Genomic DNA, 12,101 nt, shown 5'->3' on the forward strand with positions numbered 1-12,101 from the left:
TGGGCCTGCCGCCAGTCGGCAGGCACACCAACAAATTAGGAGAGCAGGGACATAAGATGGCCGATTTGACCATCAACGCCGATGATGTCCGTAACGCGCTGAACGAATTCGCAGCGTCTTACGAACCCGGCAATGCAGAGCGCGTAGAGGTGGGTCGTGTTGCATCAGCATCCGACGGCATCGCACGCGTTGAGGGCCTTCCCTCAGTAATGGCTAACGAGCTGCTTCGCTTCGAAGACGGCACCCTTGGCCTGGCACAGAACCTCGACACTCGTGACATCGGTGTCATCATCCTCGGTGACTTCACCGGCATTGAAGAAGGCCAAGAAGTTCACCGTACCGGCGAGGTTCTCTCAGTACCCGTAGGCGACGCCTACCTGGGCCGCGTGGTTGACCCCCTGGGCAACCCCATCGACGACCTGGGCGACATTGAAGCAGAAGGCCGCCGCGCCCTCGAACTTCAGGCTCCCGGCGTTACCCAGCGTAAGTCAGTTCACGAGCCCCTCCAGACCGGTCTCAAGGCAATCGACGCCATGATTCCGATCGGCCGTGGCCAGCGTCAGCTGATTATTGGTGACCGCCAGACCGGTAAGACCGCTATCGCGGTTGACACCATCCTGAACCAGAAGGACAACTGGGCAACCGGTGACCCCAACAAGCAGGTTCGCTGTGTCTACGTTGCTATTGGTCAGAAGGCATCAACCATCGCAGCAGTACGCGAAACCCTCAAGCAGCAGGGCGCTCTGGAATACACCACCATCGTGGCTTCCCCCGCATCTGACGCAGCAGGCTTCAAGTACCTGGCTCCCTACACCGGTAGCGCCATTGGCCAGCACTGGATGTACGGCGGCAAGCACGTCCTCATCATCTTCGATGACCTCTCAAAGCAGGCAGAAGCTTACCGTGCGGTATCACTGCTGCTTCGTCGTCCTCCGGGCCGCGAAGCATACCCCGGCGACGTCTTCTACCTCCACTCCCGCCTGCTCGAGCGCTGTGCAAAGCTCTCTGACGAGCTGGGTGCAGGTTCAATGACCGGCTTCCCGATCATTGAAACCAAGGCAAACGACGTTTCAGCCTTCATCCCCACCAACGTCATCTCCATCACCGACGGCCAGATCTTCCTGCAGTCAGACCTCTTCAACGCTAACCAGCGTCCCGCGGTCGACGTAGGTATCTCCGTCTCCCGCGTTGGTGGTGCGGCACAGACCAAGGCGATGAAGAAGGTCTCCGGTACCCTCAAGCTCGACCTTGCACAGTACCGCGCCATGGAAGCCTTCGCAATGTTCGCTTCCGACCTGGACGACGCTTCAAAGGCCCAGCTGACCCGCGGTGCTCGCCTCACCGAGCTGCTGCGTCAGCCCCAGTACACCCCCTACGCAGTTGAGGACCAGGTTGTTTCAATCTGGGCAGGCACCAACGGCTACCTCGATGACCTCGAAGTTTCAGACGTTCTGCGTTTTGAATCAGAGTTCCTCGACCACCTGCGCCGCTCCACCTCAGTACTGCAGGACATCGCAGCATCAGGCAAGCTCGAAGACGAAACCGTAGCAGCTCTCAAGACTGCCATCGTTGACTTCAAGCAGGGTTTCCGCTCCGAAGGCACCAGCCACCTCGTTGAGGCCGGCCACGAAGAGCACAAGCCCCTGTCAGACAGCGAAGTATCACAGGAAACCATCGGTTAGCGATTTTCCTAGCACGTGAGACGCCCCTCCAACAGAACCTGGGGGAGGGGCCCTCACCCTAGGAGTGAAAGGAATCTCTATGGGAGCCCAGATTAGGGTTTACCGCCAAAAGATTACTTCAACATCGTCTATGAAGAAGATCTTCAAGGCGATGGAGATGATCGCAACCTCACGCATTAACAAGGCACGTAAGAGCGCAGAGGCCGCTAGCCCCTACGCAAATGCGCTGACTAAGGCTGTCACTGCCATCGCGACCCAGCACCACATTGAGCACCCCCTGCTTAACGCACGCTCAAAGGCTAAGACCGGTCGCTCCGCAGTACTCGTCCTCACCAGCGACCGCGGCCTTGCGGGTTCATACTCCTCATCCGTCCTCAAAAAAACCGAGGGTCTTATTGAGAAGCTCCGCGGTGAGGGAGGTGAAGTCAAGCTCTACCTCATCGGTCGCAAGGCAAAGTCCTACTTTGACTTCCGCGAACGCGAATACGAGCAGGCATGGGAAGGCAACACCGACAACCCCAACGTCGAGATGGCCGTTGCAGCACGCGACGCCATCCTGGCAGCCTACGAAAACGGTGACGTCGATGACCTCCACATCATCTACACCGAATTCGTCTCCATGGTCAGCCAGGAAACCCGCGTCCTGCGTCTGCTCCCCATCGAGGTAGCAGACGCACGCGAACTCGGTGAAGAAATCCTGCCCGGCGAACGTCTCGAAGACGACCAGTTCCAGCAGAACTCAGTCTTTGAATTCGAGCCCAGCCCCAAGGAAGTTCTCGACGAGTTGCTACCCCGCTACATCGCCTCCCGCATCTATGCGTGCCTGCTAGAAGCAGCGGCCTCCGAACTGGCGTCCCGCCAGCGCGCGATGAAGTCCGCAGGTGATAACGCTGACGAGCTCATCAAGAAGTACACCCGCCTGATGAACAACGCTCGCCAGGCAGAAATTACTCAGGAGCTCAGCGAAATTGTTGGCGGCGCCGACGCACTCGCCTCCTAATCCACCAGACAACTTTCCACTCTCTACATAGGTAAGTGAGAACAATGACTGCCACTCTGAACGAATCGGCTACCGCGCCGGCTCAGGGCGCAACCGGTCGCATTGCTCGCGTTATCGGCCCTGTCGTTGACGTTGAGTTCCCTGCCGGCCAGGTACCTGACATCTACAACGCGCTGACCGCTGATCTGACCCTCAACGGCACCACCCGTAAGATCACCTTCGAGACTGCCCAGCACCTCGGTGATTCACTGGTACGCGCAATCTCCCTGCAGCAGACCGACGGCCTCGTCCGCGGCCAGGCTGTAGTTGACACCGGCGCTCCCATCTCCGTCCCCGTAGGCGACGGCGTCAAGGGCCACATCTTCAACGTCCTCGGTGACGCCCTCGACGTCTCCAACGACGAAATCAAGGCCGACACCTACTGGCCCATCCACCGCGCAGCCCCCGGCTTCGCAGACCTCGAAGGTTCGACCGAGATGCTGGAAACCGGCATCAAGTCAATCGACCTTCTGACCCCCTACATCAAGGGCGGTAAGATCGGTCTCTTCGGTGGTGCAGGCGTTGGTAAGACCGTTCTGATCCAGGAAATGATTACCCGCGTTGCCCGCAACTTCGGTGGTACCTCAGTATTCACCGGCGTCGGCGAGCGTACCCGTGAAGGTAACGACCTCTGGGTTGAAATGGAAGAAGCTGGCGTTCTGAAGGACACCGCTCTCGTGTTCGGCCAGATGGACGAGCCGCCGGGAACCCGTCTGCGTGTTGCGCTGACCGGCCTGACCATGGCGGAATACTTCCGTGACGTTCAGAACCAGGACGTTCTGCTCTTCATCGACAACATCTTCCGCTTCACCCAGGCAGGTTCTGAGGTTTCAACCCTGCTCGGCCGCATGCCGTCCGCTGTGGGCTACCAGCCTAACCTGGCCGACGAAATGGGTCTGCTGCAGGAGCGTATTACCTCAACCCGTGGTCACTCCATCACCTCCATGCAGGCGATTTACGTTCCTGCGGACGACTACACCGACCCCGCACCTGCAACCACCTTCGCCCACCTGGACGCAACCACCGAGCTCTCCCGTGAGATCGCTTCTCGTGGTCTGTACCCCGCGATTGATCCCCTGTCCTCCACCTCCCGAATCCTGGACCCCCAGTACATCGGTCAGGAGCACTACGACACCGCAATCCAGGTCAAGGCTATCCTGCAGGAAAACAAGGAACTTCAGGACATCATCGCCATCCTCGGTGTTGACGAACTCTCCGAAGAGCAGAAGGTCGTTGTTTCACGTGCCCGCCGCATCGAGCAGTTCCTCTCACAGAACACCTACACTGCAAAGCAGTTCACCGGTGTCGAGGGTTCAACCGTGCCGATTAAGGACACCATCGAATCCTTCCAGATGATCTGCCGCGGCGATGTTGACCACATCCCCGAGCAGGCCTTCTACAACATCGGTGGTATGGACGACGTCATGCGCCGTTACGAGGAAATCAAGGCACAGTCTGGAGCCAAGTAATCATGGCACTGAAAGTTGAAGTCGTTTCCCGTGAACGAGTCGTGTGGGTTGGCGAAGCCAAGTACGTGCGCGCACGCACCGTCGATGGCGACCTGGGTATCATGCCAGGTCACATCCCCACCATGGCCCTTCTCGCTGAAGACGGTGAGCTTCTGATCGAGGCAACCAGCGGTGAGAAGAAGACCACCCGCCTGCACGAAGGTTTCTTGACCGTCTCTAACGATCGAGTCACCATCGCAGCTAAGCACGCACAGATCTAACTAGATTTCTGTGATGAAAGGACGCCGCCCTTCCCCAGAGATGAGGGAGGGCGGCGTCCTTATTTTTTAGCTTTCTTCTTGTTTAGAAGAGGCGAGATTCCACGTCATCTACTCCGCGCATGGCATCGTAGTCGAGAGCCACACAGCGGATGCCACGGTCTTCTGCCAGCGTGCGGGCCTGGGGCTTGATGCGCTGGGCGGCAAATACACCCTGAACCGGTGCTAGCAGGGGGTCGCGGTTGAGGAGCTCTAGGTAGCGGGTGAGCTGTTCTACGCCGTCGATATCGCCCACACGTTTGAGCTCTACAGCCACAGAGACGCCCCCGGCGTCCTTAGCCAAAATATCCACCGGGCCGATTGCCGTGGGGTACTCGCGGCGCACCAGGCGGTAGCCCGCACCAAGAAGCTCAATCTGTTCAGCCAACAGGCGCTGTAAGTCGGCCTCAACGCCGTCCTTAATAAGGCCCGGGTCAATACCCAGGTCGTGGCTGAGTTCCCCGTGGGTGCCGAAGACACGAATGACTAGCTTGTCGTCGCTCTTGGCAGCCTGCACGGTCCACAGCTCGCTCACATCGGGGTCAAGATCCTCGGCTACCGAGGTGCCTTCGAACTCTTCGCGAGGGGAAATATGCAGGCGGCAGGGCGGGCTCATCCAGTTCAGGGGCTTGTAGGAGCCGCCGTCGGAGTGAATCAGCACCGAGCCGTCATTTTTGATCATGAGCAGGCGGGTAGCACGGGGCAGATGGGCATTGAGACGGCCCATGTAGTCTACGGAACAATCAGCTATAACTAAACGCACCGTACCACTCTAACAGGTGGCTTGGGCAGGTACACCGGTGCATGAAAGAATGGGGGAATGCCTCGTCGTTCTTCATCTAAGCCCCGCCGCCCTAACTCTAACTCCGGGGCAGCTCCCAGCAAGTGGCAGAAAGCCCGCCCCGCTGGGCGCGATATTTCCCGTATTCTTGACCCCGCCCCGCGAGTGGAACGGGCCCAAGACGGGGACTGGTATGTGCAATACATTCCCTCGATTAACGCTCTGAAAACCTATAAGTGCCCCGAATGTGGGCGGCCTATCCACCCAGGTATCGCGCACCTGGTGGTCTGGCAGCAGGACCACATGTTTGGTGCCCAGCGGGCTATCGAGGAACGCCGCCACTGGCACGAGCGGTGCTGGGCAACTCGTAGATTCTGGTAGAACCCGGCGAAAGCCAACTTCATCTAGGTCACGTTAGAAGTATAGAAAAACCCGGTAGCGGCCACTGCTCAAAGGCAGGGTGCTACCGGGCGGGGAAACTGGCGGTCGCTTAGAGCTGGTCCTGGCGGGGCACGAGTACCTCGTTGACCAGGATCAGCAGGGATGCTGCGACGGGAATCGCGATGAGGGCACCGAGCACACCCCAGAGAGAGCCGCCGGCTGCCACCGCGATGATAGCTACAGCACCGGGCACTGCTACTGCCCTGCTCATGATGCGGGGGGAGATGAAGTAGGCCTCAACCTGCAGGTAAATCAGGTAGGGGATCAGGAAGAAGAGGGCGGTCTGCCAACCGTCGATTAGCGAGATAACCGAGACCAGGATAGCGGCACTAACGCCACCAACGAGGGGAATGAAAGCCAGCAGCAGGACGAAGAGCATGAGTAGCTGGGCGAAGGGAACACCAACAACAAGCATAATAATGGCGGCGCAGGTAGCGTTGCAGATCGCTACCAGGGCCTGGCCCATCACGTACTGGCCGACTGAACTGGTGATTTTTTCGGTGAGATAGCCTACGCGGTCGCGTTTTGAGGCGGGGGCAAGGCGGATGAACCAGGCCTTGATGGTGGGTAGGGACGCGAGTACGTAGATGGAGAGGAAGAGCACGATGATGGTGCCTGTGGTGACCTCTGCCAGAGTGGAGCCTGCATTCATGAGGGAGTTAAGAAATCCGCTGACCACCGACGTATCGGAGGTGAGCTGTGCAAAGAATTTTTCCACCTCAGCATCTACCGCTGAACGGATGTGATACTGCCGGTCCAGACCCGAGAAAAAGTCTGAGTTGAGGAAGTTCTCAAACTGCTGGGGGAAGCCCGTGATAAAGGAAACCGCCTGTCGGGCGATGAGGGGAATGATCCAAAAAATGAGGGCAGTAGCTGCCAGCGCGAAGAGAAGGAAAACAAGGGTGACGCCCGCTCCGCGTGGCAGGCCCCACTTCTCTAGTTTTCGCACGGCTGGGTCTAGCCCCAGGCCGATAAAGACTGCACCGGTGAGCCAGCCTGCCAGGGCACCAATGTTGAGGACAAAGTACATGCCCATCCAGGCAAGCCCCACACCTACAGCCAGCATAAATCCGAAGTAGATAGGGTTGCTGATGTAGCGGCCCTTGCCGGGGGCCAGCGCGTGGGTTTCTGGGGGAGCGGGGGCGGCGCCGTCCTTATTCTCTTTGAGGTGGGCCGGTTCTTCGGGCACCTGGAGGCGGTGGCGGGGCCGGGCACCGGGGATAGCCGTTAGGGCGAACTTGTTGTTCTGTGACTGCCTGGTGCCGCTTTCTTCGGTGTTGGCCGGGGAATCTGGTTGCGCGGACGCCTGTGCGCGGCTGGTACGGGAGGTCAGAGACCGCAGGAGGCGGGAGGGAGAAAAAGATGAGGGCATGCTGGCTACTCGGGTAGGGGTGTAGTTACTGTGTTCAACCTTATCGTGATTCTGCCCTGGGCTAGAACTAGGGCAGGGGTGCCCGCTTACCGGCTGAGCTTTGGCACCATAGACAGTAGAGATATTTGTCGCTGTGAAAGGAAGGCCAATGGCCGGGATTGACGATCAGAACCTACCCGCTTCGGTACGAAACGCCCTGGACCTGGGGGCTGCGGGGTCGGCAGTTTCCAGCGCTGAGCCTGCTGAGGAGAGCTCCGCTGCCAGCTGGCGACTCGATGTGACCGATGTAGCCCAGTTCCAGCAGCTGGTGCAGGAGTCCAACCGGGGCGCCGTGATTTTTGCCCTGTGGGCACCTCACTCGCCGGCGTCGGTTCAGATGCTGGAGCAGGTAGAGGCCCTGGTGAACTCTGCCGGTGGCAACCTACTGCTGGCTGCCGTTGATATTACCAAGACCCCCGAGATCGGGCAGGCCTTCCAGATTCAGGGTGTGCCTGCGGCCGTGGCTGTGCTTGCTGGCCGCCCGGCCCCGCTCTTTAACGGTCCCGTTGAGCCCCAGGCCCTGACCGAGGTGCTGGGCCAGGTGCTGCAGCTCGCCGCTCAGCAGGGCCTACCCGGTGGGTTCGAACCGGTATTGTCAGAGGCCGAGAAGCCCCTACCGCCCCTGCATAGGGAAGCTATTGAGGCTCTAGATCGGGGCGATTACCAGGGAGCGGAAGCCGCCTATACACGCGCGCTCAACGAGAACCCGGGCGATACGGACGCTAAAATCGGCCTAGCCCAGGTGCACCTGCTTCACCGCGTCTCTACTTTAAACCTGGCGGAAGAACGCCAAAAAGCTGCCGCCGATGCTACCAACGTGCAGGCCCAGCTCAACGTCGCCGACCTAGATGTAGCTGGCGGGCATGTGGAAGACGCCTTCAACCGTCTTATCGCCCTCTTCAAGGCCGTGGACGCGGAGACCAAAACCACGGTACGCGAACGCCTACTGGAACTTTTCGAGGTTGTAGGCTCAGCCGACCCCCGCGTCACAAAGGCCCGTTCAGCCCTGATGATGGCTCTTTTTTAAGGAATCACCCTAGCGGGGGAGGGAAAGGCTCGTGATGCTGGCTACAGTGGAGATATGGCACACGAGAACCTTCCCCCGCAGAATGAACCTTACAATCAAACTCACAACCGGCCTGAAGAGGCACCCGGCAGCGGCTTGACTGAGCCGGTTTCAGCGCCGGTAGAAGCTGAAGTGGCAGAAGCCAGCAGGGGCAGCGCAGCCCTGGACATCATCAACCTGGTGAAGGTCTTTGGCCAGCAGGCTGCGGTAGACGGAGTCAACCTCACTGTGCCCCGAGGCTCCTTCTACGGGCTGGTAGGGCGCAACGGCGCAGGTAAGACCACCACTCTCTCCATGGCAACAGGCCTGCTCAAGCCCACCGCCGGGCAGGTACTGGTGGGCGGCCTGGACGTCTGGGCCAACCCCCTAGATGCTAAACGCCGGGTGGGCGTGCTGCCCGACGGCGTCCGCCTCTTCGACAAGCTCACCGGCGAGCAGCTCCTCACCTACGCCGGTCGCCTACACGGGCTCGATAAGGCAACCGTGGCTGAGCGAACCCGCGACCTGCTCATCGCTATGGATCTGACCGGGGCCGCCGGCCGCAAGGTCGCCGACTACTCAGCCGGTATGACCAAGAAAATAGCCCTGGCCTGCGCCATGATCCACGCCCCCTCCCTGCTGGTGCTCGACGAGCCCTTTGAAGCGGTCGACCCGGTCTCGGCCTCGAACATCCAGGATATTCTCAAGGCCTATGTAGCAGGCGGCGGAACCGTCATTATCTCCTCCCACGTCATGGACCTGGTCCAGCGCCTGTGCGACCACGTTGCCATTATGAACGCCGGCCGTATTTTGGCCTCTGGCACCGTGGAACAGGTGCGCGGCGGCGCATCGCTGGAAGAACGGTTTGTTGAACTGGTGGGCGGACGCGTTGTATCGGAGGGAATCTCATGGTTGCAGTCCTCCTAAAACTCAAGTTCGACCACTTCCTTGCAATTTTCCGTAACGGGAACGCCTGGGCTATCGTGGGTCTGGTCTTTGGCCTGCTCTACGGGCTCGGCGCCCTGGCGGGCGTGGCCGGTATAGGTTTCACCCTGCAAAACCCCACCGATTCCCTACTGATTCTGGGGCTGGCAGGTAGCCTGCTGACCCTGGCCTGGTGGCTGATACCCCTGGTCGCAGCCGGTGCCGACCCCACCCTAGACCCGGAGCGCCTCGCACCCTATCCCATTACCGTCCGCCAGCTCATGGGCGGCCAAGCCCTGGGGGCTCTGATCGGGGTGCCCGGTGCGCTGACGGTACTAGCCGTCCTGGCTCTGACGACCTCCAACTTCTACTCGCTAGCAGCTACCCTGGCTTTCATCCCGGCAGGTTTACTGGGTCTTGCCCTTGCCATTCTGGGCGGACGCCTGACCGCGGTAGCTTCTATACCCGTCCGCTCGCGACGCTCAGTGAGTAACGCCCTCACCCTTCTTGCCTTTGCGGCCCTGATTTTTGCCGGGCCCCTGATGCTGGCGACTATCACGGGCATCACCAGCAACACCGAGCAGCTCCGGCAGGTTCTCGGCTACCTGCAGTGGACTCCTGTAGCTTCAGCCTGGGCTATTACCCCGCAGGTAGGAGCCGGTCGCTACGGCATCGCTCTAGCTCTCACCGCGCTCACCCTGGTCTACTGTGGCCTGGCCTGGTTCATCTGGCAGTTCTTTGCGGCTAAAACCATGGCCAGCGTGGGAGATTCCACCGGGGTACAGGACGAAGGCAAAACCCTGGCCCAGGGTAACCTGGGGCTTCTTGGGCGCTTCCCGGCCACCGTGCGCGGGGCTATCGCCGCCCGTACCCTCGATATGATGCTCCGGGACTCCCGGGCCAACCTTAACGTGCTCATGATGCCGCTCATGTATATCTTGATGGTTTTTATCTCGGGGAGCTTTATCGTCTCAGCGAACGGGGTAGAGGAAGAGATGACGAACCCCATGGCCTTCGTCATGGCGGTCGCCTTCATACCGGCTATGGCAGGCTACTCCCAGTCTGCCCTGGCTTCTTTTGAAGGCTCGGCCTTCTCCCTGCACGCCCTCTCACCCCTGCGCGGCATTGACGATAGGCTGGGGCGGGCCTACGGCATGATGATGCTCTACCTGCCCATGATTGTGCTGGGCACCCTGGCTTTTGCCCTCCTGACCGGTCATGCTGCCTGGGCTCTGCCCTTGCTGGTGAGCTCCCTGGGAACCTACTTTATCGCCAACGGCATGGCCAACTACCTCGACACCGTCTTCAACGCACCCGTGGTACCACCGGGAACCAGCCCCTGGAAGACCCCGGAACAGCCAGACGGTATGGCTAAGACCATGGCACGGGGCCTTATCATCTTTATCCCTATGGCTCTCTCCCTGCCGTCCCTCATCGGTATGGGGGCCACGGCTATTACCGGTAGCATGCTCTGGCTCTGGTTGGGTGCCGCCGTCACTGCCCTGATCGGGGTAGCAGCCTTCTACCTGGGCGTCCGCGCCGGAGCGAAAAACTACGAACGGCACGTAGCAGACATGTACCAGCGAGTAGCCCGCTACAGCTAACCCACCCCTCAACCTGCTAGAAGCAGGCAACCCCACCAGCGGCGTCCGACCCCTGCCCCACGGCAGGAACCGGGCGCCGTCTTGACGGGGGCACTACACTGGAAGACAAGACCAAACCGCTCTGAACCTAAAAGGAGACCCGGCATGTCATCGATTCCCGGCATTGAAGACCCCTTCCCCGAAACCGCCCACTCCGGCGGCACCGCCCTACTGGAACGCGAAGAAGTCCAGAACGTCGAACCCGGCGACCACGAACGCTTCGCCCACTACGTGCGCAAAGAAAAAATCATGGAATCCGCCCTCACCGGCAAGCCCGTGCGCGCCCTCTGCGGTAAAAAGTGGACCCCCGGCCGCGACCCCGAAAAATTCCCCGTCTGCCCCGAGTGCAAGGAAATCTACGAGGGCCTTGCCCCCGGTAACGACGAGAACTAAAGAGCAGACATTACTCCCGTTCTTCAGAACCACCACTCAGGAAACACATCTACATGACCTCACCCCAAACCTCGCGCCGTACCCTGGCCACAGCCGGCCTCTGGGCGGCGCCCGTCGTCGCGTCCTCAGCCCTTGTGCCTGCCTACGCCGCCAGCACCAGCGTCATTACCCCTACTCTGACTGTACGCTGGGGGCTCTTCTCCCAGGTCGCTATCGAGGACGCCAGCGCCGGCTACAACACTAACGTCGGCGTAGCCTCAACCTTCGGCGGTACCAGCAACACCAGCGGTGACGTGCAGTTTGACGACTCCACCGGCCTCATTGCGGACGGCGCAACCGGCCTGGTTGCCAACGGCGAGGGCACCTTCACCCCCGGCGGTAGCCTGGGCGGCTTCAACTCCGGCACCTACGGCGGCACCGGCCTCTGGTTCTCCAGCCCCGAAGACACCACCGGAGCACCCGTAGCGGGCACCGCCGTCCTCGCCGCGGGAGCCTCCTTCCGCCTGGACTACGTGGTTACCTTCCCCGACGGCTGGGACCCCTTCCCCATCGACAGCGCGCGTGACGGCGAAACCCGCCACCTGGTCAAGCAGAGCGGCGGCAGCGCCGTAACCGCCACCGGCGTCAACAGCGCAGAGATGACCGCAACCTACGGAGCGCAGACAACCAACGGCCAGCAGCAGACCGTGAGCGTCACCTACACCACCAACGAGACCATCACCCTCACCTCAGACGGCTCAAGCACCTCAACCCTGGCCCAGCTGCTGCTCAGCCAGGCCCCGGTCTACTACGGGGACAACCCCGAAGCCGACTTCGAGGTCGTCCTCACCGTGGTCTCCGGCGCTATCGTTATCAACGCCACCGACGGCCGAACTGAAACCATCAACCTCGCCGGCCAAACCCTGAGCAACCTGCTACCCGCCCTGCCGGTAGCCTAGTCAACCAGACTCATCGAGAGATGACTCATAGCCCCATTC

The 12,101-nt window shown here is 60.5% G+C and carries 12 protein-coding genes; 10 read left to right on the plus strand and 2 right to left on the minus strand.

Annotated features, from left to right (window positions below):
- Window positions 1-56: 56 nt before the first annotated feature.
- The 4 genes from atpA to ACEE43_RS01435 all read left to right on the plus strand — a co-directional run bounded on the left by atpA (window position 57) and on the right by ACEE43_RS01435 (window position 4,450).
- Window positions 57-1,682, plus strand: a complete 1,626-nt coding sequence (atpA, locus tag ACEE43_RS01420) for a F0F1 ATP synthase subunit alpha (protein WP_185174460.1) — start codon at window positions 57-59, stop codon at window positions 1,680-1,682.
- A 79-nt stretch (window positions 1,683-1,761) separates the two neighbouring features.
- Window positions 1,762-2,682, plus strand: coding sequence for a F0F1 ATP synthase subunit gamma (locus ACEE43_RS01425; RefSeq protein ID WP_449107991.1), 921 nt, complete (start codon window positions 1,762-1,764; stop codon window positions 2,680-2,682).
- A gap of 44 nt (window positions 2,683-2,726) precedes the next feature.
- Window positions 2,727-4,190, plus strand: a complete 1,464-nt coding sequence (atpD, locus tag ACEE43_RS01430; protein WP_185174462.1) for a F0F1 ATP synthase subunit beta — start codon at window positions 2,727-2,729, stop codon at window positions 4,188-4,190.
- 2 nt (window positions 4,191-4,192) lie between these two features.
- Window positions 4,193-4,450: a F0F1 ATP synthase subunit epsilon gene (locus tag ACEE43_RS01435; protein ID WP_135011542.1), complete on the plus strand. Its 258-nt coding sequence runs from the start codon at window positions 4,193-4,195 to the stop codon at window positions 4,448-4,450.
- Between the two features lie 82 nt (window positions 4,451-4,532).
- On the opposite strand, the gene nucS is transcribed toward ACEE43_RS01435, so the two are convergent.
- Window positions 4,533-5,249: an endonuclease NucS gene (gene nucS / locus ACEE43_RS01440; RefSeq protein WP_237185871.1), complete on the minus strand. Its 717-nt coding sequence runs from the start codon at window positions 5,247-5,249 to the stop codon at window positions 4,533-4,535.
- Window positions 5,250-5,306: 57 nt separating this feature from the next.
- On the opposite strand from nucS, the gene ACEE43_RS01445 reads away from it, so the two are divergent.
- Window positions 5,307-5,648 carry an ATP/GTP-binding protein gene (locus tag ACEE43_RS01445; protein ID WP_185174464.1) on the plus strand — a complete coding sequence of 114 codons (342 nt, stop codon included), beginning with the start codon at window positions 5,307-5,309 and terminating at the stop codon, window positions 5,646-5,648.
- Between the two features lie 109 nt (window positions 5,649-5,757).
- Here ACEE43_RS01445 and ACEE43_RS01450 read toward each other — a convergent pair whose 3' ends face one another.
- Entirely contained in the window at window positions 5,758-7,080 is a 1,323-nt protein-coding gene (locus tag ACEE43_RS01450; protein ID WP_449107992.1) for an AI-2E family transporter, read from the minus strand.
- Between the two features lie 148 nt (window positions 7,081-7,228).
- Between ACEE43_RS01450 and ACEE43_RS01455 the strand changes: the two genes are divergently transcribed.
- The 5 genes from ACEE43_RS01455 to ACEE43_RS01475 all read left to right on the plus strand — a co-directional run bounded on the left by ACEE43_RS01455 (window position 7,229) and on the right by ACEE43_RS01475 (window position 12,062).
- A complete protein-coding gene (locus ACEE43_RS01455) occupies window positions 7,229-8,146 on the plus strand; it encodes a co-chaperone YbbN (protein WP_237236935.1) in 918 nt (305 codons plus the stop codon).
- Between the two features lie 135 nt (window positions 8,147-8,281).
- Window positions 8,282-9,091: an ABC transporter ATP-binding protein gene (locus ACEE43_RS01460; RefSeq protein WP_449107993.1), complete on the plus strand. Its 810-nt coding sequence runs from the start codon at window positions 8,282-8,284 to the stop codon at window positions 9,089-9,091.
- Window positions 9,073-10,692, plus strand: a complete 1,620-nt coding sequence (locus ACEE43_RS01465) for a hypothetical protein (protein WP_449107994.1) — start codon at window positions 9,073-9,075, stop codon at window positions 10,690-10,692. Before ACEE43_RS01460 ends, ACEE43_RS01465 begins: the two co-directional genes overlap by 19 nt.
- 144 nt (window positions 10,693-10,836) lie before the next feature.
- Window positions 10,837-11,124 carry a DUF3039 domain-containing protein gene (locus ACEE43_RS01470; protein ID WP_185174469.1) on the plus strand — a complete coding sequence of 96 codons (288 nt, stop codon included), beginning with the start codon at window positions 10,837-10,839 and terminating at the stop codon, window positions 11,122-11,124.
- A 53-nt stretch (window positions 11,125-11,177) separates the two neighbouring features.
- The gene (locus ACEE43_RS01475; protein WP_449107995.1) at window positions 11,178-12,062 is read left to right on the plus strand and encodes a hypothetical protein; all 885 of its coding nucleotides are present in this window, start codon (window positions 11,178-11,180) and stop codon (window positions 12,060-12,062) included.
- The last annotated feature ends 39 nt before the right edge of the window (window positions 12,063-12,101 follow it).

It is taken from the genome of Rothia sp. 11254D007BW (assembly GCF_053548195.1).